24 protein-coding genes are annotated in these 22,367 nt (G+C 70.4%); 9 read left to right on the forward strand and 15 right to left on the reverse strand.

All coding sequences use genetic code 11. From position 1 onward, the window contains the following. The first annotated feature begins 497 nt into the window (after positions 1-497). Entirely contained in the window at positions 498-1,679 is a 1,182-nt protein-coding gene (sucC, locus tag ACTMVF_RS20625; protein WP_301997531.1) for an ADP-forming succinate--CoA ligase subunit beta, read from the forward strand. Positions 1,680-1,706: 27 nt separating this feature from the next. Further along, on the forward strand, positions 1,707-2,591 hold the full coding sequence (gene sucD / locus ACTMVF_RS20630; RefSeq protein ID WP_441272540.1) for a succinate--CoA ligase subunit alpha: 885 nt from the start codon (positions 1,707-1,709) through the stop codon (positions 2,589-2,591). A gap of 220 nt (positions 2,592-2,811) precedes the next feature. Here the strand turns inward: sucD and ACTMVF_RS20635 are convergent, their stop codons facing one another. Next, the gene (locus ACTMVF_RS20635) at positions 2,812-3,873 is read right to left on the reverse strand and encodes a helix-turn-helix domain-containing protein (RefSeq protein ID WP_441272541.1); all 1,062 of its coding nucleotides are present in this window, start codon (positions 3,871-3,873) and stop codon (positions 2,812-2,814) included. A 96-nt stretch (positions 3,874-3,969) separates the two neighbouring features. Between ACTMVF_RS20635 and ACTMVF_RS20640 the strand changes: the two genes are divergently transcribed. Next, positions 3,970-5,970, forward strand: a complete 2,001-nt coding sequence (locus tag ACTMVF_RS20640; protein WP_441272542.1) for a cell division protein PerM — start codon at positions 3,970-3,972, stop codon at positions 5,968-5,970. Positions 5,971-6,046: 76 nt separating this feature from the next. On the opposite strand, the gene ACTMVF_RS20645 is transcribed toward ACTMVF_RS20640, so the two are convergent. Continuing rightward, positions 6,047-6,829, reverse strand: coding sequence for a hypothetical protein (locus ACTMVF_RS20645; RefSeq protein WP_441272543.1), 783 nt, complete (start codon positions 6,827-6,829; stop codon positions 6,047-6,049). A 319-nt stretch (positions 6,830-7,148) separates the two neighbouring features. Here ACTMVF_RS20645 and purN point away from each other — a divergent pair, with 319 nt between their 5' ends. Together purN and purH are read left to right on the forward strand one after the other, a co-directional pair. After that, a complete protein-coding gene (gene purN / locus ACTMVF_RS20650) occupies positions 7,149-7,787 on the forward strand; it encodes a phosphoribosylglycinamide formyltransferase (protein ID WP_441272544.1) in 639 nt (212 codons plus the stop codon). Next, positions 7,784-9,352: a bifunctional phosphoribosylaminoimidazolecarboxamide formyltransferase/IMP cyclohydrolase gene (gene purH / locus ACTMVF_RS20655; protein ID WP_441272545.1), complete on the forward strand. Its 1,569-nt coding sequence runs from the start codon at positions 7,784-7,786 to the stop codon at positions 9,350-9,352. Before purN ends, purH begins: the two co-directional genes overlap by 4 nt. 22 nt (positions 9,353-9,374) lie before the next feature. Here purH and ACTMVF_RS20660 read toward each other — a convergent pair whose 3' ends face one another. From ACTMVF_RS20660 to ACTMVF_RS20670, 3 genes are all read right to left on the reverse strand, one after another. Next, complete coding sequence (locus ACTMVF_RS20660) at positions 9,375-11,129, reverse strand: protein kinase domain-containing protein (RefSeq protein WP_441272546.1); 1,755 nt, start codon at positions 11,127-11,129, stop codon at positions 9,375-9,377. Between the two features lie 515 nt (positions 11,130-11,644). Beyond that, positions 11,645-12,067 (reverse strand): peptidoglycan-binding domain-containing protein, encoded by a 423-nt coding sequence (locus ACTMVF_RS20665; protein WP_441272547.1) that lies wholly within the window; start codon positions 12,065-12,067, stop codon positions 11,645-11,647. 11 nt (positions 12,068-12,078) lie between these two features. Continuing rightward, positions 12,079-12,543, reverse strand: coding sequence for a peptidoglycan-binding domain-containing protein (locus ACTMVF_RS20670; protein ID WP_441272548.1), 465 nt, complete (start codon positions 12,541-12,543; stop codon positions 12,079-12,081). Positions 12,544-12,716: 173 nt separating this feature from the next. Between ACTMVF_RS20670 and ACTMVF_RS20675 the strand changes: the two genes are divergently transcribed. Then, the gene (locus ACTMVF_RS20675; protein WP_441272549.1) at positions 12,717-13,070 is read left to right on the forward strand and encodes a hypothetical protein; all 354 of its coding nucleotides are present in this window, start codon (positions 12,717-12,719) and stop codon (positions 13,068-13,070) included. 54 nt (positions 13,071-13,124) lie between these two features. On the opposite strand, the gene ACTMVF_RS20680 is transcribed toward ACTMVF_RS20675, so the two are convergent. Both ACTMVF_RS20680 and ACTMVF_RS20685 read right to left on the reverse strand, forming a co-directional pair. Continuing rightward, positions 13,125-13,508, reverse strand: coding sequence for an ATP-binding protein (locus ACTMVF_RS20680; protein ID WP_441272550.1), 384 nt, complete (start codon positions 13,506-13,508; stop codon positions 13,125-13,127). Continuing rightward, a complete protein-coding gene (locus tag ACTMVF_RS20685; RefSeq protein WP_441272551.1) occupies positions 13,505-13,711 on the reverse strand; it encodes a hypothetical protein in 207 nt (68 codons plus the stop codon). Before ACTMVF_RS20685 ends, ACTMVF_RS20680 begins: the two co-directional genes overlap by 4 nt. 117 nt (positions 13,712-13,828) lie before the next feature. On the opposite strand from ACTMVF_RS20685, the gene ACTMVF_RS20690 reads away from it, so the two are divergent. Both ACTMVF_RS20690 and ACTMVF_RS20695 read left to right on the forward strand, forming a co-directional pair. Further along, positions 13,829-14,683, forward strand: coding sequence for a helix-turn-helix domain-containing protein (locus ACTMVF_RS20690; RefSeq protein ID WP_441272552.1), 855 nt, complete (start codon positions 13,829-13,831; stop codon positions 14,681-14,683). Beyond that, the gene (locus tag ACTMVF_RS20695) at positions 14,661-14,858 is read left to right on the forward strand and encodes a DUF397 domain-containing protein (protein WP_441272553.1); all 198 of its coding nucleotides are present in this window, start codon (positions 14,661-14,663) and stop codon (positions 14,856-14,858) included. The genes ACTMVF_RS20690 and ACTMVF_RS20695 overlap by 23 nt, the downstream gene beginning before the upstream one ends. Positions 14,859-14,867: 9 nt before the next feature. Here ACTMVF_RS20695 and ACTMVF_RS20700 read toward each other — a convergent pair whose 3' ends face one another. From ACTMVF_RS20700 to ACTMVF_RS20720, 5 genes are all read right to left on the reverse strand, one after another. Further along, positions 14,868-15,281, reverse strand: coding sequence for a hypothetical protein (locus ACTMVF_RS20700; protein ID WP_441272554.1), 414 nt, complete (start codon positions 15,279-15,281; stop codon positions 14,868-14,870). A gap of 103 nt (positions 15,282-15,384) precedes the next feature. Next, positions 15,385-16,011, reverse strand: coding sequence for a M23 family metallopeptidase (locus ACTMVF_RS20705; RefSeq protein ID WP_441272555.1), 627 nt, complete (start codon positions 16,009-16,011; stop codon positions 15,385-15,387). A gap of 74 nt (positions 16,012-16,085) precedes the next feature. Then, positions 16,086-17,480 carry a protein kinase domain-containing protein gene (locus tag ACTMVF_RS20710; RefSeq protein ID WP_441272556.1) on the reverse strand — a complete coding sequence of 465 codons (1,395 nt, stop codon included), beginning with the start codon at positions 17,478-17,480 and terminating at the stop codon, positions 16,086-16,088. Beyond that, complete coding sequence (locus ACTMVF_RS20715; RefSeq protein ID WP_441272557.1) at positions 17,477-18,220, reverse strand: FHA domain-containing protein; 744 nt, start codon at positions 18,218-18,220, stop codon at positions 17,477-17,479. Before ACTMVF_RS20715 ends, ACTMVF_RS20710 begins: the two co-directional genes overlap by 4 nt. A gap of 139 nt (positions 18,221-18,359) precedes the next feature. Beyond that, a complete protein-coding gene (locus ACTMVF_RS20720; RefSeq protein WP_441272558.1) occupies positions 18,360-18,761 on the reverse strand; it encodes a hypothetical protein in 402 nt (133 codons plus the stop codon). Positions 18,762-18,908: 147 nt separating this feature from the next. Between ACTMVF_RS20720 and ACTMVF_RS20725 the strand changes: the two genes are divergently transcribed. After that, positions 18,909-19,319, forward strand: a complete 411-nt coding sequence (locus ACTMVF_RS20725; protein ID WP_441272559.1) for a hypothetical protein — start codon at positions 18,909-18,911, stop codon at positions 19,317-19,319. 98 nt (positions 19,320-19,417) lie between these two features. Here ACTMVF_RS20725 and ACTMVF_RS20730 read toward each other — a convergent pair whose 3' ends face one another. From ACTMVF_RS20730 to ACTMVF_RS20740, 3 genes are all read right to left on the reverse strand, one after another. Next, a complete protein-coding gene (locus ACTMVF_RS20730) occupies positions 19,418-19,774 on the reverse strand; it encodes a hypothetical protein (protein WP_441272560.1) in 357 nt (118 codons plus the stop codon). 174 nt (positions 19,775-19,948) lie between these two features. Next, a complete protein-coding gene (locus ACTMVF_RS20735) occupies positions 19,949-21,523 on the reverse strand; it encodes a protein kinase domain-containing protein (protein ID WP_441272561.1) in 1,575 nt (524 codons plus the stop codon). Next, entirely contained in the window at positions 21,520-22,296 is a 777-nt protein-coding gene (locus tag ACTMVF_RS20740; protein WP_441272562.1) for an FHA domain-containing protein, read from the reverse strand. Before ACTMVF_RS20740 ends, ACTMVF_RS20735 begins: the two co-directional genes overlap by 4 nt. Positions 22,297-22,367 lie beyond the last annotated feature (71 nt).

Genomic DNA, 22,367 nt, shown 5'->3' on the forward strand with positions numbered 1-22,367 from the left:
CCGACCGACTCCTCGGGGCGGACGGACCCGGACGGCCGAACACCGTCGGCCGATCCGACCGGAACCCCGTGGAAGGGCCGAGTGATCCTCATTGGGGTGGGGATCACTCGGCCCGGAGCCCACAGGGGCGGCCCATTCGTGCCCCTTCGGGCTGCTCAAGGGACCTCACCGGGTCAACCCCAGCCCGGTGGGGTCCTTTCTCTTTGCGCTTCTCTTTGCGCTGGCGTGCGCTACCGGTGTGCTACCGGAACCTCACACTCGGCACGCCGTGCCAGAGATCTTTGCTGATCGCGGCATCATGTGACAGGTATCACCGCTCAGGTGTGACCCGCGATTTAGAGGCCCCCCGCAACCAGCGATAACCTGCGAGACGGACATGCCGCGCGCTCGGACACCGTGTGCGCCTCCCTTGTGACACATGCGGACCGTCACGTTGCCCTTCGCGGCACGCCCACGCATCCAACGAACCGCGAGATCACTGATAGGGACGGAAGCGCGTGGACCTGTTCGAGTACCAGGCGAGGGACCTCTTCGCCAAGCACGATGTACCGGTGCTGGCCGGTGAAGTCATCGACACGCCTGAGGCGGCCCGCGCAGCCACTGAGCGCCTCGGTGGCAAGTCCGTCGTCAAGGCACAGGTGAAGGTCGGCGGCCGTGGCAAGGCCGGTGGCGTCAAGCTCGCCGCGAACGCGGACGAGGCCGTCGCCCGCGCGACGGACATCCTCGGCATGGACATCAAGGGCCACACGGTCCACAAGGTGATGATCGCCGAGACGGCCCCGGAGATCCTGGAGGAGTACTACGTCTCCTTCCTCCTCGACCGTGCCAACCGCACCTTCCTCTCCATCGCCTCCGTCGAGGGCGGCATGGAGATCGAGGAAGTGGCGGCCACCCGTCCGGAGGCCGTCGCCAAGATCGCGATCGACGCCATCGACGGCGTGGACGAGGCCAAGGCCCGCGAGATCGTCGAGGCCGCCAAGTTCCCGGCCGAGGTCGCGGACAAGGTCGCCAACGTCCTGATCAAGCTGTGGGACACCTTCATCAAGTCGGACGCCCTCCTCGTCGAGGTCAACCCGCTCGCGAAGGTCGCCTCCGGTGACGTCATCGCCCTCGACGGCAAGGTGTCGCTCGACGAGAACGCCGAGTTCCGCCACCCCGAGTACGAGGAGCTCCACGACAAGGACGCGGCCAACCCGCTCGAGGCCGCCGCCAAGGCGAAGGGCCTCAACTACGTCAAGCTCGAGGGCGAGGTCGGCATCATCGGCAACGGCGCGGGTCTCGTCATGAGCACCCTGGACGTCGTCGCGTACGCCGGTGAGAAGCACGGCAACGTCAAGCCGGCCAACTTCCTGGACATCGGCGGTGGCGCCTCCGCCCAGGTCATGGCCAACGGTCTGGAGATCATCCTCGGCGACCCGGACGTCAAGTCCGTCTTCGTCAACGTCTTCGGCGGCATCACCGCCTGTGACGAGGTCGCCAACGGCATCGTCCAGGCCCTGAAGCTCCTCGAGGACCGCGGCGAGAACGTCAGCAAGCCCCTCGTCGTCCGTCTCGACGGCAACAACGCCGAGCTCGGTCGGCAGATCCTCACCGACGCCAACCACCCGCTGGTCCAGCGCGTCGACACCATGGACGGCGCGGCCGACAAGGCCGCCGAGCTGGCCCACGCCGCCAAGTAAGCACTCAGGACGAGGACACAACACACCATGGCTATCTGGCTCAACAAGGACAGCAAGGTCATCGTCCAGGGCATGACCGGCTCCACCGGCATGAAGCACACCAAGCTCATGCTCGGTGACGGCACCGAGGTCGTGGGCGGCGTGAACCCGCGCAAGGCGGGCACCTCCGTGGACTTCGACGGCACCGAGGTACCGGTCTTCGGCACCGTCAAGGAGGCCATCGAGAAGACCGGCGCCAACGTCTCCGTCATCTTCGTGCCGGAGAAGTTCACCAAGGACGCGGTCGTCGAGGCCATCGACGCCGAGATCCCGCTGGCCGTCGTGATCACCGAGGGCATCGCCGTGCACGACACGGCCGCGTTCTGGGCGTACGCCGGCAAGAAGGGCAACAAGACCCGCATCATCGGCCCGAACTGCCCCGGCATCATCACGCCGGGTCAGTCGAACGTCGGCATCATCCCGGGCGACATCACCAAGCCGGGCCGCATCGGCCTGGTGTCGAAGTCCGGCACGCTGACGTACCAGATGATGTACGAGCTGCGTGACATCGGCTTCTCGACCGCCGTCGGTATCGGTGGTGACCCGATCATCGGCACCACGCACATCGACGCGCTCGCCGCGTTCCAGGCCGACCCCGAGACCGACCTGATCGTCATGATCGGTGAGATCGGCGGCGACGCCGAGGAGCGGGCCGCGGCCTTCATCAAGGACAACGTGACCAAGCCGGTCGTCGGCTACGTCGCGGGCTTCACCGCGCCCGAGGGCAAGACCATGGGCCACGCGGGTGCCATCGTCTCCGGTTCGTCCGGTACGGCGCAGGCGAAGAAGGAGGCCCTGGAGGCCGCGGGCGTCAAGGTCGGCAAGACGCCGACCGAGACGGCGAAGCTTGCTCGCGAGATCCTGGGCGGCTGACCCTTCAAGGGCGCTTAGCTGACGTTGGTGGGCCCGTTCCCTGCGTGGGGGCGGGCCCACCGGCGTTTCGCTCGCCCGCGCTGGAGGGGTGCCGCCTTCTTTTGAGGCTGTGCACGCCGTGACTGCAGCGCCCCAGGGGCGCGGGGAACTGCGCGACCAGCCACGATGGACCCGCAGGCGGGGGACGGCCGTAGCCCGCAACGGCAGGTTGCCGCAGCGCTCACCCCGTCTGCGGCGCCAACCGTTCCGGTCCGTTCTGCTCCTCCGACCTCAACTTGGCCCGCAGCTCGATCTCCCTCTCCGACAACGGCCCCGGCGCCACCTTCGGCGGCACACCCAGCACCGTCTGCCCCGGCGGCACCGGCGGCTCGTACTGTGTCGGAGCCGTCCGCAGTGTGAGCGCCGTCGTGCCGATGAGCGCCACGGTGAACGCGATCGCCGCCCGCGTCCAGAAGCGGGCCCGGCGTTCGCTGCCCTCGCGTACCGTCATCGGCTTGGCCGCGCGCAGGCGCTCCGCGGAGGCCAGTTCGGCCAGGCGCCGGTTGAGTTCGACGGGGTCGGACAGGCCCGGCAGACGGGCGGCGACCGCGGCGCGGGCGTGGAGGAGGCGGTTCGCGGTCGCCGGGGTGCTCGCCTCCGTCTCCGCCGCCGTTTCGGGCAGGTCGAGGCCCACGCCGTCGTAGAGGAGAAGCGTGCGGCGCTGGGGTGCCGGGAGTTCGAGGAGCACGTCCAGCAGGGCACGGTCGGACGCGTCCGGCGGCGGGGGTTCGGGGTGCCGGTATCGGGGGCGGAACCGGTGCCAGGGGGAGAGGGCGCAGTCGTACGCCGTCGCCCGCACCCAGCCCGCCGGGTCCGGGTCGCGGGCCACCTCCGGCCAGCGCTGCCAGGCCAGTTGGAAGGCCCATTCGACCGATTCGCGGGCGAGTTCGCGGCGCCCGGTGAGCAGGTATGTCTGCCGTACGAGGGCGGGGGCGCAGAAGGCGTAGAGCGCGTCGAAGGCCTGGGCGGGGGTCAGAGGACACTCCGTCACCTCGGCTGCCGCCGGGGGCTCCTGATCCCCCGTCTCCTGACCCTCCGTCTCCTCCGCCAGGGAGCTGAGCAGTTCCGCGTACGCCTCCCTCCTCCCGCCCCGCGGCGTCCGGCGGCCGATCTCCCACGCGCGTACCGTCTCGCAGCTGACGCCCACCCGTGCCGCGACCTGATCCTGCGTCAATGAACTGGCCTCGCGCAGGCGTCGGCGTTCCTCGGGCGGGGGGAGCCGGAATGCGGGGCTCTGCGTCACAGCACGCCCTTTCGTGGGAAAAGGTAGATAAACATATATTGAGCGACACATCGGAGCTTCGCCTGTTACGACGGAAAAGCGCGTGTCGTTGGGAGCATGGCGGGCGTGATCGACATGACCGCTCGCAGAACGCCCCCCTCGCCCCCGTCGTCCCTGCTCACGCGGCTGCGCGGCCGAACGCCCGGGCTGGGCGCCAGCCTTATGTCCGGCGCGGTGGCGGCGGGGCTGGGGCTGGGTGTGTTCGCCGTACTGGTGATGGTGCTCTGGGTCAGTTCGCCGTATCCGGACAGCGGGCCGGGGGGCGCGCTGCGGATCGCCGCCGTGCTGTGGTTGCTGGCGCACGGCGCCGAACTGGTCCGCACCGACACCCTCTCCGGCGTGCCCGCGCCCGTGGGGGTCACACCGTTGCTGTTGTTCGTCCTGCCGGTGCTGCTGGTGCACCGGGCGGCGCGGGACACGGCGGCGGACGGGGGCGAGGGGGTGCCGCTGGTGGCGGGGCGCACGGCGTGGGCGGGTGTCGTGCTCGGGTACCTCGGGATCGGGGCGGCGGCCGCGGTGTACGCGGCCGGGGGTGAGCTGCGGCCGGCGTGGTGGTGGACCGGGCTGTGGGTGCCGGCGGTCGTGATGGTGGCGGCGGGGGCGGGGGTGTGGACGGCGTGCGGGCGGCCTCCCGAGGTGGTGGAGCGGGTGCTGGCCGGGTTGCCGAGATGGGTACGGCGGCTGGTGCCCGGGGTGCGGGCCCGTGCCCGTTTCGGTGCCGCGGCGCGCGCGGCCACGGCCGGGGCGGCTGCCCTTGTCGGGGGCGGGGCCTTGCTGGTGGGCGGGTCGCTGGTGTGGCACGGCAGGGCGACGCAGGCGTCCTTTCTGCAGCTGACGGAGGGGTGGTCCGGGCGGTTCGCGGTGCTGCTGCTGTGCCTGGCGCTCGTGCCGAACGCGGCGGTGTGGGCGGCGGCGTACGCGCTGGGACCGGGTTTCGTGCTCGGGGCGGGGCATGTGGTGGCGCCGGCGTCCTCCGCTCCCGCGCCCTTGCTGCCACCGCTTCCGTTGCTGGAGGCGGTGCCGGATGGCGGGGGTGCGGGGCCGGTGCAGTGGGCGGTCGGGGCGTTGCCTGTGGTGGCGGGGGTGGTGGTCGGGTGGTTTGTGGCGGGGGCGGCGGTGCGAGGCGGGGGAGTTGGATCCGCGGGGGTGGGGACGCTGGGCGGTCGGGCCGCCGAGGGGGCCCGGACCCAGGGTGGGCGGGCATCCGCCACGGCCCCGTCTCCGGCCGGGCACGTGGCTGCCGAGGTTTGGTCGGGTGGTCGGACTGCCGCGGTCGCGGTGCTGGCTGCCGTGCTCTGCGCGGTGGTGGTCGCCGTGCTGGCCGGTCAGTCGGGCGGGCCGCTGGGGGTCGGGATGCTCGCGGACTTCGGGCCGGTGTGGTGGCAGGCGGGGGCGGCGACGCTGGCGTGGGTCGCGGTGGTGGCGGTTCCCGTGGCGGTGCTGGCGCGGGCGTGGCGGTGCCGGGCCGGGGCGATGCGCCGGGCGGAGCGGGTGAGCGAGACGCAGGGGGCGCGGATCGGCAAGCCGCGGGTGGAGGCGTCGGGGGAGCGTGGCTCGCAGGACAGCGGCTCGAAGGAGACCGGCTCGGATGCGGGCGGACGCCGGTTCCGGGAGCGGCTGCCGCTGGTCGGCGGGTGGTTGTCACGGGCGGCGGAGCCGGGGGAGCGCGAGGGGGCGCCGACGGACTCGAAGACGGGCGCGACGACTGGCTCGCACGCGGGCTCGAAGACGGGCTCGAAGGCAGATTCAAACGCGGACTCGAAGACGCGGCACAAGGCTTACGGCCAGGACGCCCCGCTCACGGCACCGGCACCGGGACCGGCGCCGGACCAGCCCCTCCCGCATCAGGGCAAGGACCACAACGCCCGGTCCGCGCAGTACGACGAGGACGCCCCGTACGAGGGCTCCGACCAGGAGATCCCGCACGTGGAGTACGACCACGACACGACTTTCGAGCCGTACGACTACCCGCCCGCCGAGCCGTCCCCGGAGCCGCCGGCGAAGCAGTCACCGGAACGGTCACCGGAGGCATCGGATCCACCGCAGCCCGCCTCCTGAGCGCACTCCTGAGCCCACTCCGGAGCGGGACCCGATCCCGAACCCGAGCCCGCTCCCGAACCCGCTCCCGAATCCCTCAGTCCGTCGTCCCCAGAACTCCCCGCAGCTCCTTCGGCAGAAGCTCATTGCACGCCTGCTTCGCCTCGTTCGTCAGCGCGTCATTGGTGCAGGTGTAGTAGTCGCTGTAGACCACCTGCGCCGTGAACCCGGCGGCGACCACCGCCATGGCGAGGGACGCTGTGACCAGGCCGCTCACCGCCGCCGTCGTCTGGGGGCGGCCGCCCGGCCGGGGGGCCGGGGTGTCCGGGTCGGGGGTGCGGGGCTTGGTGCGGAGGCTGGTGATGCCCCAGTAGAGGGCCAGCGCGCCGAGCATCAGGGCGACATACGGCCAGCTGAAGAGGGCGAAGAAGAAGGCCCACATACCGCTGAGCAGGGCGTAGCGAGCGCGGCGCTGGGCGGGGTCGGTGGGGTCCCAGCGCATGCCCGAGCCCGGGCCGCCGTTTCCGGGGCCCTCGGGGCCGCCGCGGGGACGCTCTCCGAAGCCGTCGGGGGAGCGGCCGGGCTGGCGGTCGCTCCACTGGCTGCCCCACGGCGAGTGCCCGCCGCCCTCGCCCGACCCCTGCGCGCCGTCCTCGCCCGAAGGGCGCCGCGGCTGCCACGGGCGGTCCGGCGTGCCCTCCGGCGGCGGGGCGAAGGGGTTGTCGGCCTGGGTGCCGCCGCTCTGTTCGTCGCCGGGCGTCTTGCCCGAGGGCGCGTCGGGAGGCGAGGCGGGCCGCTCTCGCAGCAGGACGGCGCCACGCTTCCCTCCCTGCGCGGACTGCGGAGGGAGGGTGAGGAGTCGCAGGCTGCGGTCCGACATCAAGTGAGCGTCTTCCCCTTGGTGAACGACTGATCTTGTGAACGACTGATCTTGGTGAACGACTGATCCGACATGAGCTGTCACTTCGTGAACGCACCGCACCACCACCGCGTTCCCGGGCCAGCTCCCCCAGACGCTACCTTCCGGCCACGCCCCCGTCCCGTGGGGGCTGCCCGTAGTGCCGGTATCGTTGCTGACGGTCGGCCGCTTCGTAGACTTCCCCGTATCCCGGGGCGTGATGCATTCGTACGAATATACAAATCACATATACAAAGCACCGGCCGCACGAAGAACGCACCCCCGAGAAAGGGCCCCCACTGTGGCCGCCAAGCCCGTGGCCGAGCGTGCCAAGCGCCTCGTCGTGCTGGTCTCCGGATCCGGCACCAATCTGCAGGCGCTCCTCGACGAGATCGCCGCCGTCGGTCCCGAGGCGTACGGCGCCGAGATCGTGGCCGTCGGTGCCGACCGCGAGAACATCGAGGGGCTCGCGCGGGCCGAGCGCGCCGGGCTGCCGACCTTCGTGTGCAAGGTCAAGGACCACGGCAGCCGGGAGGAGTGGGACGCGGCTCTCGCCGAGGCCGTCGCCGCCTACGAGCCCGACCTCGTCGTCTCCGCCGGGTTCATGAAGATCGTGGGCAAGGAGTTCCTCGCGCGCTTCGGCGGGCGGTTCGTGAACACCCACCCGGCCCTTCTCCCCAGTTTTCCCGGCGCCCACGGCGTCCGCGACGCCCTCGCGTACGGCGCCAGGGTCACCGGCTGCACCGTCCACTTCGTCGACGACGGCGTCGACACCGGGCCGATCATCGCGCAGGGCGTGGTGGAGGTCCGGGACGAGGACGACGAGAGCGCTCTGCACGAGCGCATCAAGGAAGTCGAGCGAAGGCTGCTCGTCGAGGTCGTGGGGCGGCTCGCCCGCAACGGCTATCGCATTGAGGGACGAAAGGTAGTTATCCAGTGACCGCCACCGCCGAGAGCAACAAGCGGCCCCTTCGCCGGGCGCTCGTCAGCGTCTATGACAAGACCGGGCTGGAAGACCTCGCGCGCGGGCTGCACGAGGCCGGTGTCGAGCTCGTCTCCACCGGTTCCACGGCCGCGAAGATCGCCGCGGCGGGCGTCCCCGTCACCAAGGTCGAGGAGCTCACCGGCTTCCCCGAGTGCCTGGACGGCCGCGTCAAGACGCTGCACCCGCGCGTGCACGCGGGCATCCTCGCCGACCTGCGCCTGGAGGACCACCGGCGGCAGCTGGCCGAGCTGGGTGTCGAGCCGTTCGACCTCGTCGTCGTCAACCTCTACCCGTTCCGCGAGACCGTCGCGTCCGGGGCCTCTCCCGACGAGTGCGTGGAGCAGATCGACATCGGCGGTCCGTCGATGGTGCGCGCCGCCGCCAAGAACCACCCGTCCGTGGCGGTCGTCACCAGCCCGGCGCGCTACGCCGACGTCCTGGCGGCGGTCCACGACGGCGGCTTCGACCTCGCCACCCGCAAGCGGCTCGCCGCGGAGGCCTTCCGGCACACGGCCGAGTACGACATCGCGGTCTCCTCCTGGTTCGCCTCCGCCTACGCCCCGGCCGACGACTCCCAGTTCCCGAGCTTCCTCGCCACCAGCCTGGAGCGCGCCCACACCCTGCGCTACGGCGAGAACCCGCACCAGCCCGCCGCCCTCTACACCGCGGGCACCGGCGGCCTCGCGCAGGCCGAGCAGCTGCACGGCAAGGAGATGTCCTTCAACAACTACACGGACACGGACGCCGCCCGCCGTGCCGCGTACGACCACGACGAGCCGGCCGTCGCGATCATCAAGCACGCCAACCCGTGCGGCATCGCGATCGGCGCCGATGTCGCCGAGGCCCACCGCAAGGCGCACGCCTGCGACCCGCTGTCGGCGTTCGGCGGCGTGATCGCGGTCAACCGTCCGGTGTCCAAGGAGATGGCCGAGCAGGTCGCCGAGATCTTCACCGAGGTCATCGTCGCGCCGGACTACGAGGAGGGGGCCGTGGAGGCCCTCGCCAAGAAGAAGAACATCCGCGTGCTGCGCGCCCCCGGTCGCCCCGAGTACCCCGTCGAGGTCAAGCCCATCGACGGCGGCGCCCTCCTCCAGGTCACCGACCGCCTCCAGGCCGACGGCGACGACCCCGCCAACTGGACCCTCGCGACGGGCGAGGCGCTCAGCGCCGAGGAGCTCTCGCAGCTCGCCTTCGCCTGGAAGGCCTGCCGGGCCGTCAAGTCCAACGCCATCCTGCTCGCCAAGGACGGCGCGTCGGTCGGCGTCGGCATGGGTCAGGTCAACCGCGTCGACTCCGCGAAGCTGGCCGTCGAGCGGGCCGGCGCCGAGCGCGCGCAGGGTTCGTACGCCGCCTCCGACGCCTTCTTCCCCTTCCCCGACGGCCTGGAGATCCTGACCGAGGCCGGGGTCAAGGCCGTTGTCCAGCCCGGCGGTTCGGTCCGTGACGAGCTGGTGGTCGAGGCCGCGAAGAAGGCGGGCGTGACGATGTACTTCACGGGGACGCGGCACTTCTTCCACTGACGGAACATCGACCTGGGCGGCGCTACGTCGAACTGCGCAGCGCTGCCCAGGTGTTGGGCCCCACCTGGCCGTCCACCTCAAGTCCCTTGGCGCTCTGGAACTGCTTGACCGCGGACTCGGTGTCCCTGCCGAACTCGCCGTCCACGCCCGCGCTGCCGACGTTGTAGCCGCGCTTGCTGAGCATGCACTGCACCTGGACGACGCGTTGGCCCTTGTCGCCGTAGTCGGTGAGCTCGGTGCCGGAGTAGTACGTGCACTGGGAGTTCCAGGGCGGAGTGGCGGGTGTGGTGGCGGTCTTGGTGGGGGCGGCGGTCGGGGCGGTGCCGCCACCGCTGCCGCCGCTGTCGTCGCCGTCCGATGTGGGGGAGGCTTCGGCGGCGGGAATGGACTGCGTCGCGCCTGCGCCGCCTTCGGGTGCGTTCGGGCTCTGTGACGTCCCGGCCTGCGCCTGGCTGGTCTGCTTCCCCTTTCCCTTCCCGTTCTCTTTCCCCTCCTCCTTCTCTTTGTCGCCGGAGGGAGAGGCGGAGGAGCTGGGGAGGCGGGAGGTCCGCGTGCCGTCGGGGGCGGTGCTGCCGGCTGCCGCCGGTGCGGCGGAGGCCGTTTCGTCGAGGGACGGGCGGGTGAGGAAGAAGGCGCCCGCGGCGACGGCGCACACGGCGAGGCCCGCGGCGACGGCGAGGTACGCCTTCCGCTTCCTCCGGCCGCCGCCGTCCTCGGGGTGCGGGACCGGCGTGGTGGTGGCGTACGGCTCGGGCGGTGTGGGCGGCCCGAAGGTGGGGTCGGGGGCCGGGAACGCCGCGTGGTCCGGCGCGCGCAAGTGGACGGTCTCCTGGACGGCGACGCTTTCCAGCGCGTCGCAGGCCTGCCCTCGGGCGATCAGCCGGGCGTTCAGCGGCTCGTGCCAGACGGCTGCGCGGCCGTGACCGGAAGCTGTGGCGGCCTCGGTGAGTTGCCGTGGGGTGGGGCGTCCGGCCGGGTCCTTGGCGAGGCAGGAGGACAGCAGGCCGGCCAACGCGGCGTCCACGGCGGCGAGTTCCGCCATGATCTCCTGCTTGGGCTCCTCGAAGGCCACCCGGTGCATCACGTCGACGCCGGTGCCGTCCCCGAACGGGGCGTGCCCGGTGGCGGCGTAGATCAGGCTGCCCGCGAGCGAGAAGACGTCGGAGGCGGTGTCGCACCGCCCCTCGCGCAGGTATTCGGGTGCCATGAAGGCGGGAGTGCCGACCCTGCTCCCGGTCGAGGTGATCGCGCTGCTGTCGGCGGCCTGCGCGATGCCGAAGTCGATGACGTGCGCGCCCTGCGGGGACAGGATCACGTTGGACGGCTTGAGATCCCGGTGTACGACATCGGCGGCGGCCATCGCCGACAGGGCCTGCCCGAGGTCCGCCACCAGCCGCCACACGCCGGCCGGCGTCAGCGTGCCGCAGTCGCGCACGGCGTCGGCGAGGTTGAGGCCGGGTACGTACTGCGTGGCCATCCACAGCAGCGTGTCGTCGAACCCGGTGCCGAGCAACTGCGGCGCACGCGGGGTGTGCACGCGGGCGTGCAGGGAGGCCTCCCGCTCGAAGCGCCGCCGGAACCTCGGGTCCTCGGCGTACTCCGGGCGGATCACCTTTACGGCGGCCAGGCCGGGGGAGTTGTCGGCGGGGCGGGCGAGGTAGACGCGGCCCATGCCGCCGCTGCCGAGGAGGCCGAGGGGGGCGTAGGGGCCGATGCGGCCGGGGTCGGTGGGGCGCAACGGGGTCGCGCCTGCTTGCGATAGTGGCTGGTCTGTCATGAGTCCCCCGACGGTCCTGCCTTGCTCAACGTGCCTTTGCGTCACGTCTGTTGACCGTCGAGAGACTACCGTTTGACATGTGGGCGTCGTGCGCGTCGGCAGGTGTCAGCAGCTGGCGGACGTGTAGGACGCGGGCTTGCCCGCGTAGCGCAGCTTCGTTCGGTAGGTGGAGCTGTCGTAGTCGGTGGATACGTACTCGATGTTTCCGTCGACCGCGCCGAAGGTCTCGTTGCCGACGATGCCGTCGATGTCGGCGTAGCGGAAGGCGTCGCCGTTGCTCTTCTCGACGCCCTCCGCCCACGGAATCCACTGCCACAGGGCGGTGGCGTTCGAGTGCGCGTGGGAGCTGGTGGACAGGGTTCCCTCGTCGCCGAAGTCGTCCTGGAACTGGTATGCGCCCGAGACTTATCCGTCGGACACGTTGGCGGAGGTCGGCGTGGCGCTGATGGCGAGAGCGCCGGTTACGGCCGTGGCCAGGAGGCCTGCGCGGACGCGGGACGTGCGGGTGGACTTCATTACGGGAGGGTGGCGCAGTGGCCATTGCTGCTGCGCCACTTCAGCTTGTCGCGGGTATTCGGGCCGTACACGCCGTCGTCTTTCAGGCGCAGATCGGTCTGAACCTTCATCAGCTCCGCCTCGGTGATCGGCCCGAAGTGGCCGTCGACCTCCACTTTGGTCCGCTTGTGGCAGTGCCGCAGTGCGTTCTGGATCGCCGTCACGTGGGAGCCGGAAGCCCCCTCGCCGGTGATGCAGTCGAAGGTGGTGTTGTAGGCGGGGATCTGGGCCAGCTCGTGGCCGTTTCCGCCGCCGATGAAATTGCCCATCGTCTTGTTGCACCAGTAGGTGGCGGCGTTGGCCGGAGCGGCGGTGACACCGGCCAGTCCGAGTCCGGCCAGCAGTGTCGCGCCGGCTGCGAGGGCGGCCTTTGTGCGCAGCATGAGGAGCTCCTTCATGGTTGGATCCGGGCGCAGCGAGTCGTGGTGTTGTGGGTGAACTCCCACTTCAGGTGGGTGCGGCTGTCCTTGCCGTAGATGCCGTCGCCCGTGATGTGCTCATCGCGCTGAGCGGCTGCGAGGGCGTTCTTGGTGTTGGTACCGAAGACACCGTCGACCTTCAGGCTGAAGTCCAGGTCGTCGCCGTAACACACGTTCAGAGAGCGCTGGAGCATGGCGACGGATTTGCTCTGCGCTCCGCTGTCCATCGTGCAGTTCATGTCGGCCTTGTAGCCGGGCAGGTACGCCGTGTAGGTGTTGTCGCCGACGAGCTTCCTGTACACCGACGCGTAGCCGTCGTTGCAGTAGCCCGCGTACGCGGCGGCCGGCGCCGCCGTGGCTACGCCGAGGCCGAGACCGGACAGCAGCGTGAGACCGGCGACGGCAGCCGCCGTCGTGCGGGATCCGCGGAAGAGCTTCATGTCTTCCCCCGTTTCCTTTCCTTGCCGTGGTGGCGTGGCCATGGTGAGCGGGGCCGGCGGCCGGGGGGAACCTGGAAAGTTGTAGGTACGGCAGGAGACGGGCGTCCTCCAGACTGCGGCTGGGGCTTGCAGTTGCCAATGCCCCGCTCGTTCACAGAAAACGGGGAGGACCCATGAGACTGACCAATGTCAAGTACGGGGCGGCCACGGCTGTCGCGGCGATGAGCATGGCGATGTTCGCGGCCGCACCGGCAACGGCTGATGACAGCGAGGTTTGGGTGAGGGACTGCGCCCGCGACACCACGTACACCGCCAAGGTCAGCGATCACGAGGCCAGCACCAAGAAGTCCGGCGGGAACTGTGCGGGCCACGCCTGGGTGCGGATCAAGGTGGAGGGGGGAAGCTGGGGCCCCTGGGGCAGCAGCAGCTCGACGGCGACGAAGCGCAGCCCGGTCTACAAGATCGTGGCCTCGCAGCACAAGGACTGCAACTGCGCCACCGCCAACGTCTACACCCTCTATCCGTAAGGTCATTCGGTCCGGTGCTGAACGGGCGCCTCCCTGGCGGGGAGCGCCCGTTCGTCATGGGCTGCTTGCGGAGTCCGCGTGCAGTTCACACCACACGGTCTTGCCGGCGGGTGTCAGCCATACCCCCCAGCGCCGTGCGATCGCGTCGAGCAGCAGGAGGCCGCGGCCGGTCTCGTCGTCCGCGTCCGGGTCGCGTGCGATGAGCCAGGCGTGCGGGTCGGGGTCGGTGACCTCTACCCGGGTACGGCCGTCCTGGCCGTGGACCAGACGCACGGTCACCGGGGTGCCCTCACCGACGTGGACGATCACGTTCGTCAGTAACTCGCTCACACAGAGCTGGAGTTCGGGCCAAGGGCGGTCCAGGTGTTCGCGTACGGCACGGCGAGCCTCGGGGACGGCCTTGGGGAGCGCGAGCAGTTCGAGCGTGAGGGGCTTCACCGCTCGGTCGCCTTGCGCAGGGCGGAGATCAGGGCGCGGGCGGTGGCCTGGTTGCAGTTGCCGAGCGCGATGAGCGGGCGTGTGGGGAGGGTGCTCGCGAAGGTCGGCAGGTCGACACCGAGGGAGGGGAGGGTGATGCCGTTCGCCTCCAGGGCGGTGCGGAGGTCTTCGACGCAGGCGTCGGTTTCGTGGTGGGGGTTCATGGGGGTACGCCTCCGTGTGCGTTCTGTGCTGGATCGCTCACAGAGTGGCGTCAAGGTGCGTACCGTAAAAGGGGTTTCGGCTGTGCACGAGCAAGTGAGAAACGGCGGTGGTGGGTTGTGCCCGCGAAGAAGGACCCTGACGCGTCGACGAGCGTTCCCTGCTTCTACGGCGCCGAGTTGCGCTTCAAGAGGGAGCAAGCGGGGCTGACCCTGGAGCAGTTGGTGGAGGGGAGTTTCCGGGGGATCTCGTTCCTCAGCCAGATCGAGCGGGGCGAGCGAGGGATGCCGATGGACTTCGCCCGGCATGCGGATCTGCGGCTGGGCACGGACGGGTTCTTCGAGCGGCGGTGTGAAGACGCGGCCAAGGCGCGGCGGGTGGGACACGCGTGGTACTACGCGGACGTCCCCGACATGGAGAAGCAGGCACAGACGCTGGAGGAGTGGGCGCCCAATGTCGTTCCGGGGCTTCTGCAGACTGGAGCGTACATGCGGGGTCTCATTCGGTACGAGGCGCCGGAGATGCCACCGGAGGTGGTCGAGGAGCGTGTCCGTGCACGGATGGCGCGGGCGGAGTTGTGGAAACGCGGGGAACGGCCCACCTACTGGGGGATCCTGCGCGAGTCGGTCATCCGCGAAACGCCGCTTCCCCCGGCGGCGATGGCCGAGCAGGTGGAGCACATCCTCGACGTGATCCGGTCCACGCAGGGCATTCTTCAGATCGTTCCGGAAACGACTCCCTGGCACCCGCTCAGGAACGGCATGGCCAAGATCATGACCTTCGTCGACGCCCCGCCGCTGGTGTACACCGAGGGCGACTTCACCGGACAGATCGTTGACTATCCGGCCCATGTGAAGGAGTACCGTCGTAAGTACGATCTGCTGAGGGCCGTCGCGCTGTCACCCGAGGCGTCCCTGGCCTTGATGGAAGACGCAGTGAGGACCTACAGAGATGAAGCGCAGCAAGGGGATTGACCCGGACTCTGTCGCTTGGCGCAAGAGCAGTTACAGCAACACCGATGGCGGCGACTGCGTTGAAGTAGCCGACAACCTCCCCGGCATCACCCCCGTCCGCGACTCCAAGAACCCCCAGGGCCCGGCCCTGGTGTTCCCCACCCGAGCCTGGGCCCTCTTCATCGAATCCCTCTGAGCGGGCGGGTCAGCCGGAGGCCGCCGCCATGCAACCTCCGTAGAGGAGGAAGAACGCGGCCCAGATGGGCAGCCAGACGATGTCGCTGTGGCCCCACATGCGGGACTCGCGGATCACGTCCAGACTCTCCGCGTGGACGGGATCCGCGGGGTCGTAGACGATGGTGAACTCGTCGCCGACCTGGGGGATGCGGTCATGCGTCCGGACGACGACCCAGATCTCGCCCTTCTGCTCCGGGTGCGTCCGGATGCCACAGCGGACCCGCATCGGCCCGCCTTCCTCCTTGGGGTTGAGGTGTCCCCGGCAGATCCCCCTCGCGGTGCGGCCGTGCCTGCTCAGCCGGCGCTCGCGCTGTGCCCGGGGGAACGCCACCAGCATCGAGACGGCAGCGGCGATCGCGCAGAACAGCGCCCAGTAGCGCATGGCATCCCCCCGTATCCCCCCGTTCGGCACGCGCTCTCTCATCCACCCTTAGCAGGCACCCGGCGGCTTCGGAAGCCCGTCACCGCCGTTGCCGCCCGGCCGCCTAACAGTTCTTGCTGACGACGTCCTTCCACGTCTGGCCCGTGCCCGTGTACTCCGTGCCGTTGAAGTGCACGGGCTCGCGGTCGGCCTCCGTGGGGATGCCGGTGAGCTTGTAGCGCTGCTCGTAGTGCAGGTGCGCCCAGTTGCCGCTGTTGCTGCCGGTCGCGCCGATGCTGCCGATCCTGGTCTTCGCGGTGACCACGTCGCCCACCTGGACGTACGTGTCGTGCTTCTCCTTGAGGTGGTAGTACGCCGTGTACCAGCCGGCGCCGTGGTTGATGACGATGACGTTGCCGGCGCCCCGGTCCCAGAAGGTGCGTGCCACCGTGCCCAGGTAGCCGGGGTACACCGCCTTGCCCGACGAGCCCGTGTTGTCCTTCACCACGATGTCCACCGCCGGGCTGTGGCCGCTGTCGTAGGTGTCGATCCGCCAGTGCGTGTCGCAGGCGAACGGCATCTGGAACCTGGGCTTGGTCACGTCCGCGATCGCGTCGGTCACCTGGTCCGTGACCGGAGCCGCCGTGGCCGTGGCCGTGGCGGTGAGCTGGAAGCCGAGTGCGAGCGCGAGGGCGCCGGCCGCGAGGGCCACGGGCCTCTGGCGGCGTCGGGTCAGGGCGGTTGTCTTCATGTGTGTCTCCCCGTTCTTCTTCTTGGTTGTCGTTCTTCGTGGTTGTAGGGCGGACCGGCACGACGACCGTCGGTTCAGCAGGAGCGAACCCATTCATGAGAGCGGATCACCAGGCCGCCGGGGTCTGGGAAGTTGACCTTCTGGAGCTCCTGGATGCAGCCGAACGGCTCTTTCCACTTGGCCTCGCGGAAGAGCTTGACGTCGTGGTGCGGATCCCCGACGTAGCCGTTGTTGAAGGCCGACCTCGGCCGGGTGGTCTTCGCCCAGTCACAGATCACGACACCGCCGATCCAGTCGTGGTCGCGCTCGTACCAGGCGCACATCTCGCCCTGTCCGTCCGGCTTCGTGAAGAAGCAGACGTCTCCCTGGTCGCAGCGTGCGTACCCCTGCGGCGCCGGTTCGCGCAGGGCGAGGAGGCCGGCGGTGGCCAGCGACACCACCGCGATCGCCGCGAGCGAGATGAGGATGGCCGGATGCGGGCCGCGCCTCGGCTTCAGCCGGGGCAGCCGCGGGGAGCGTGCCGCCCCGGCCGCGGACTCGACCCGGCGCAGCAGGGCCTGCGCGGTGTGCGGGGCCCGGTCGGCGTGGGTGGGGGCGAGGCAGTCGGTGACGATCTGTCGCCACACGTCCGGGAGTTCGGGCGAGAGGCGGAGCTCGTCGCGGCCCTTGGCATAGCGCTGGACCGCTTCCCGGCGGGCCGTCGGATTCGTCCCGGGGAACGGCAGGCTTCCGGTCAGCACCAGGTGGGCGATGATGCCGAAGGCCCAGATGTCGGCGGTGGGGCGGGTCTGGTGGCCGCGTTCGCCGACCTCGGCCCACAGCAGTTCGGGCGGGGTGTAGTCGGAGGTCGTGAACGCGGGGGAGTAGGCGTGGGTGCCGTCCAGTTCGGCGGCCATGTTGAAGTCGGCGAGGCGTGCCGAACCGTCCGCCATCAGCAGCACGTTGGCGGGCTTGAGGTCGCCGTGCACCCAGCCCGCGTGGTGGAGGTGGGCCACTCCCTCGCAGATCTGGGCGACCAGGGAGGGTCCGCCCGGGACGGCGACGGCATGGCCGGCGGACGCGCCCCGGCGGCCCCGCAGCCGCGCCGACAACTGGTCGAGCAGCTGGTCGAGGGAGCCCTCGGCGCGTTCCAGTACGAGGACCGTGGCGCCGTCGAGGCCGGGGCGGGCGGGGTCGTCCACGGTCAGGGCCTCGTACATCCGGATCAGGCGCGGACGCTGCAATCGGCGCAGCAACTCGGTCTCCCGCTCGGCGAGTTCCCGCAAGTGGTGCAGTTGGCGTGGCGTTTGGGTGCCTGTGGGCAGGAACTTCAGTGCGACCTCGGTCGGCAGGCCCTCGGCGGGCTCGGCGCGCTGGGCGGCATACACACTGCCGAAGCCCCCGGACGCGATGGGCTCGCGCACCTCCCAGGCGCCGATGCGGTAGCCGCGCGGGACGTCCACGGCGTGTGCTGACGACTCGCCGCTCATCGGACGAGGCTCCGGTCCCCGTTCAGCAGGGCCAGGTCGTCCTCGCGTACGAGGTCGAAGCGCAGGGCCAGGGAGACCAGGCGCTCCTTCTTGCCGTTGAGGCGGGGGCCGCCGCCCGGCGTCGAGTCGGGAGCGGGTTTGAGGCGTAGCTTGACCGCCAGGTAGTCGATGTTCCACGCCACCGACGCGCGGGAGACCGACGGCCAGAGCGGACGCAGCCGCTCGACCAGTTCCTCGGCGGTGGGCAGCGGGGCGTGCGGTTCGCCGCGCAGACGACCGGCGCACAGGGCGACCAGGACGTGGAAGTACCGTTTGCCGCGGTCGAGCGGGAAGGCGCATGTGGTGGGCACCCCGTCCCTCGGGCCGGCGCGGTCCAGGAAGTCGTGGCGCGGTGCCCAGACGTCGAAGCTCAGCAGCTCGCTTCCGGCGGGCAGGACGACACGGGCGAACTCGAAGGGCACCGGGGCGTCGAGCCGGCCCGGCGGGACCTTGATGTGCTCGCCGGCGCCTTCCGGGTTCTCCACCACGTAGGTCTGCGCGCCGCTCAGATTGCTGAGCCTCCAGTAGGCGCCCGCCGCCGTGATCTGCCCGGCCTCGCGGGAGACGCCCTCGTGCGCGATGGTCAGGTGCGGGCCGTACGGTCGTGCCGTACGGCCGAAGGTCAGCGATTCGCCGGGATCCAGGTGGATGTGCTGGTCCGGGCACGTGCTGTGCATGGGTACGACGATGATGCTGTGCACGCTGTCTCCTCCCCCGAGTGGAACTCGGGCCAGAGTAGGAGGAGAAGGCGTACATCTCTCAAGAGCTCGCAAAATCGGCGTGTCGTGCGCGAAAGGTAAAGGATTCCAGGGGTATTGGGCTGTCGAAGTCGTCGATGGCTCAGTGCGCCCGCTGCCCCGACGAGGCAGCCAGACTGTCGAACTGGAACTTGAACTTGGTGCCGTCGATGACGTCGGTGGCGATGACCTTCCACTCCCCCGCGGTAGTGGTCTTGTAGCTGCTCTGGCAGTAGTCGAGCCCGCCACCGCTGGCGTAGAAGCAGACCTTCACCTTGCGGCTCGTGCCGGTCTTGATGTTGATGTCGGCGCAGTTCTCGGTCGCGAAGTAGGTCGTGCTCTGCGGCTGGAAGTACGTCCCCGACGGCTTGCTGTAGCTCCACGCGTTGCCGTAGCAGGACCGGGCCGACGCCGCGCCCGCCGTGGTGCCCGTGCTGCCGACGAGACCGACGGCGGCGAGCGTACTGGTCAGGGCGAGCGTGATGAGTCGGTTGCGCGTGTTCATGGACCCCCCCGTTGTCTGTCATGCCTGGGCCCTCAGGATCGCGGGGCCGACGAGTCCGGGGAACCTGAAACATTGCAGGATGCCTCGCCATGGATGCCGTGGTTGCGTTAGGCGTTCACTGCCGCAACACTCTTGGAGGGGCCACTCATGAACATCGGCAAGCAGTTGGCAGCCGCCGTGGTCGGTGTCGTCGCCGCCGGAAGCCTCGTCGCCGGCACAGCAGGTCCGGCCGGTGCGGCGGAGCGAGGTGCTCGGAGCTGCTACGGAAACGCCAATGACTACAACAAGGCATCAGGCACGCACTGGTACCCGAACTACCCCACGTTCAACTACCTGAGGGCAACCTCGAACTGTGCGGACATCAACATCAAGACCAACACGAACCGCTACGTGAAGGTCTGTTTCCATCTCTCCGGCGGCAGCCGGGACTGCCAGGCCGACTACAAACTCGCCGAGGCCGGCACCTGGACGGTGATCGCCACCGACGTGAAGGACAACACCCACTACCAGTTCTACTTCCGCAGCGACGCCAAGTCGACCGGGCAGTACGCGTCCTGACACCTGGCCGCCTCGGACGATGATGAGCCCGAACCCTTCCCGAAGGCGACGGCCGCCCGTTACCGGGGCGGGCGGCCGTCGGCGGTGCGGTCAGTGCGTCAGCAGGACGGCAGGGGGTTGGTCTCGGAGGAGATGTCGTTGTCGCTCATCCAGCCCCACTGGCCGTTGTCCGCCTGGGTGCGCACCCAGCGCGTGGGGTGCGGGCCGCCGTGGTTCTGCCCGCCGTCGAACTTGCAGGTGAACCAGGAGGGGTTGGAGTACATGCGGCCGACGACGGTGCCGGTGTTGGTGCTCTTGTAGACGTTCGCGCCGGTGGCGTTGTTGCAGTACCAGATGGAGCCGTCCTTCCAGCACGGCGCCGCCGCCTGCGCGCTGCCCGCGGTGCTGAGGGTGAGGGCGGCGCCGGCCATGACGGTCGCGGCACCGACGGCGAGAGCCTTGCGGATGGTCCTCATGAGTGGGTTCCCCCTGCCGTTGGTCGGGTGGTGCGTGGGGGATGTGGCCGGCGGCGGGCGGCGGGCTCTCCGGCTCTCCCCCGAGTGAGCCGGAGGCCCTTGTCGTGCCGTCCCCCGCGGATGACTCCACCGTGCCGTCCGCGCGACGGCGGGGGTACCTCAGACTTCTCAGGGTCACCTCTCGCCGGGCGGCGTGTACTCCTTGAGGTAGTGGGCGACGCGGGTGGCGTAGTCGCGGTACTGCGGGGGAACACCGCCCGCGTTGTTCACGACCTTGGTGGAGGTCCGGTACGCGGCGGCCAGCAGCACCTGGCGGTCGCCGGACAAGCCGCTCTGGTTCAGGCGCGGTTCCATGAAGCAGAGGTAGCGGCCGACGGCCGGGATCGACTCGGCGGGGGAGAGGGGAGGCTTGGGGGTCTCCTTCGCGGGGACGCCGTCGGCGCGGATGTACCAGCGCAGGATGCTCGGCGTCCAGCGCGCGATGCCGTACTCGCCCTCCTCGCCCACGGACGGGTCGGAGAGGTTCGGGTCGAAGTCGCTCTCCGCCTTCAGCAGGGCGGCGATCAGCGCGGGCGTGACCTCCGGCTGGACGCAGTCGTGGGCGGCGTCGACGATGAGGCGGCGGTAGGCCACCGGGACGCCTTTGTCCGTACGGAGTTCGGAGGCGCCGTAGGTGGCGGCCGTGACCTTCGTGGTCTCGCCGCCCGACGCGCCGGCCCCCTCGGTCCCGGCGCCGGCCCAGGTGCTGATGCCGTAGCCGAGGGCGGACACCGCCACCACGGCGGTCACGGCGGCCGGCATCGTCGTACGGCGGGAGCGGCGACGGGGGAGGAGGGAGCGCGGCAGGCGCGGTGAGCGGCCGGTGCCTGCCGCGGCCTCCACCCGCCGCAGCAGGTCCTGGGTGCCGACGCGGTCGGCGTGCGTACGGGTCAGGCAGTCCCGGACGATCTCCCGCCAGGTGTCCGGGAGTTCGGGCGACAGGCGCAGCTCGTCGGTGCCGCGGGCGTAGGCGGCGGCCGCGTCACGGCGGGTCGTAGGGGTGGCGCCGGGGAGCGGGAAGGAGCCGGTGAGGACCAGATGGGTCAGGACACCGAACGCCCAGACGTCGGCCGACGGACGGATACGGCGGCCGCGCTCGCCGATCTCCGACCAGAGGAGTTCCGGCGGGGTGTAGTCGGGGGTCGAGAACGCGGGCGTATACGCGTGCGTGCCCTCCAGCTCCGCCGCCATGTTGAAGTCGGCGAGCCGGGCCGAACCGCCCTTCATCAGCAGCACATTGGCCGGTTTGAGGTCCCCGTGCACCCAGCCGGCGTGGTGCAGTTGCGACAGTCCCTCGCAGATCTGCGCGAGCAGCGCCGGTCCGCCCTGCGGCCTCGGCGTGTGCGCCAGCAACGCGGCCAGCGACCCTTCCGCCTTCTCCAGTACGAGGACCGTGGCGCCGTCGAGGGCCGGGTGGTCCGCGTCGTCGACGACGAGGGTCTCGTACATCCGGATCAGCCGCGGCTGCTTCAGCCGGCGGTGCAACTCGACCTCGCGGTCGATGAGTTCGCGCAGGTGGGTGAGTTGGCGCGGGGTTCCGGTGCCGGTGGGCAGGAACTTCAGGGCCACCTCGGCCGGCAGGCCCGGGCCGGCTCCGACGCGCCTGCCCGCGTACACGCTCCCGAACGCCCCCGTGGCGATCGGCTCCCGCACCTCCCACCCGCCCACCCGGTACCCCTTCGGCACCGGCACGGCGTACGGCTCGGTCACCGGCCCGTCCGGCCGGGCGCCGGGGCGGTCGAGGACGCGGGCTCTCGCAGCACGATCAGGTCGTCCTCCCGGACGAGATCGAAGCGCAGCGCCAGCGATACCAGGGACTCCTTCTTGCCGTTGAGGCGCGGGCCGGTGTCCGCCGTCTCCGGGCCGGGCTTGAGCCGCAGCTTCACGGCGAGGTAGTCGATGTTCCATTGAACCGACGTACGGGACGCCGCCGGCCAGTGGGGGCGCAGCCGGTCCACGACCTGGTCGACCGTGGGCGGCGGGGCGTGCGGTTCGCCGCGCAGCCGGGGTTCGCACAGGGCGGCCAGGACCGCGAAGTACCGCTTGGTGCGGTCGACCGAGAAGGCCGGGGCGGTCGTCGCGCCGTCCAGGCCGCCGTCGGAGCTGAGGTAGTCGTGGCGCGGCGCCCACACCTCGACCGCCAGCAGATCGCCGGCCGCCGGCAGCACGATCCGCGAGAACTCGAAGGGGACCGGCGCGTCAAGGCGCCCCGGCCCGACCTTGATGTGCTCGCCCGCGCCCTCCGGGTTCTCCACGACGTACGTCTGTTCCCTGCTGAGGTTGCTCAGTATCCAGAAGGCGCCCTGCGCGCGGATCTCACCGGCTCTGCGGGACACCCCGTCGTGCGCGATGGTGAGGTCGTTGTCGGAGGCGGAACGCCCGAAGCTGAGCCGCTCGCCGGGAGCCAGCCGGAGCTGGGCGGCCCGGGTGCGGTCGGTCTCGTCCTCCGTGGTCGGCGGAGGTACCACGATGATGCTGTACAAGGTGCGTCTCCCGTGCCTGACGGCTACCCACGTCAGAGTAGGGCGACGCAGCGGGGCCGTGTCCCCCTCAT

Origin of the sequence: Streptomyces sp. SD31 (assembly GCF_052068475.1) — a bacterium.
In the GTDB taxonomy this organism is placed as follows: Bacteria; Actinomycetota; Actinomycetes; order Streptomycetales; family Streptomycetaceae; genus Streptomyces.

Excerpts from the sequence above, each read along its gene's own strand:
- sucD (WP_441272540.1), top strand. The coding sequence starts at position 1,707 with ATGGCTATCTGGCTCAACAAGGACAGCAAGGTCATCGTCCAGGGCATG.
- ACTMVF_RS20640 (WP_441272542.1), top strand. The coding sequence starts at position 3,970 with ATGGCGGGCGTGATCGACATGACCGCTCGCAGAACGCCCCCCTCGCCC.
- ACTMVF_RS20645 (WP_441272543.1), bottom strand. The coding sequence starts at position 6,829 with ATGTCGGACCGCAGCCTGCGACTCCTCACCCTCCCTCCGCAGTCCGCG.
- ACTMVF_RS20660 (WP_441272546.1), bottom strand. The coding sequence starts at position 11,129 with ATGACAGACCAGCCACTATCGCAAGCAGGCGCGACCCCGTTGCGCCCC.
- ACTMVF_RS20665 (WP_441272547.1), bottom strand. The coding sequence starts at position 12,067 with ATGCTGCGCACAAAGGCCGCCCTCGCAGCCGGCGCGACACTGCTGGCC.
- ACTMVF_RS20670 (WP_441272548.1), bottom strand. The coding sequence starts at position 12,543 with ATGAAGCTCTTCCGCGGATCCCGCACGACGGCGGCTGCCGTCGCCGGT.
- ACTMVF_RS20675 (WP_441272549.1), top strand. The coding sequence starts at position 12,717 with ATGAGACTGACCAATGTCAAGTACGGGGCGGCCACGGCTGTCGCGGCG.
- ACTMVF_RS20685 (WP_441272551.1), bottom strand. The coding sequence starts at position 13,711 with ATGAACCCCCACCACGAAACCGACGCCTGCGTCGAAGACCTCCGCACC.
- ACTMVF_RS20695 (WP_441272553.1), top strand. The coding sequence starts at position 14,661 with ATGAAGCGCAGCAAGGGGATTGACCCGGACTCTGTCGCTTGGCGCAAG.
- ACTMVF_RS20700 (WP_441272554.1), bottom strand. The coding sequence starts at position 15,281 with ATGCGCTACTGGGCGCTGTTCTGCGCGATCGCCGCTGCCGTCTCGATG.
- ACTMVF_RS20705 (WP_441272555.1), bottom strand. The coding sequence starts at position 16,011 with ATGAAGACAACCGCCCTGACCCGACGCCGCCAGAGGCCCGTGGCCCTC.
- ACTMVF_RS20710 (WP_441272556.1), bottom strand. The coding sequence starts at position 17,480 with ATGAGCGGCGAGTCGTCAGCACACGCCGTGGACGTCCCGCGCGGCTAC.
- ACTMVF_RS20720 (WP_441272558.1), bottom strand. The coding sequence starts at position 18,761 with ATGAACACGCGCAACCGACTCATCACGCTCGCCCTGACCAGTACGCTC.
- ACTMVF_RS20725 (WP_441272559.1), top strand. The coding sequence starts at position 18,909 with ATGAACATCGGCAAGCAGTTGGCAGCCGCCGTGGTCGGTGTCGTCGCC.
- ACTMVF_RS20730 (WP_441272560.1), bottom strand. The coding sequence starts at position 19,774 with ATGAGGACCATCCGCAAGGCTCTCGCCGTCGGTGCCGCGACCGTCATG.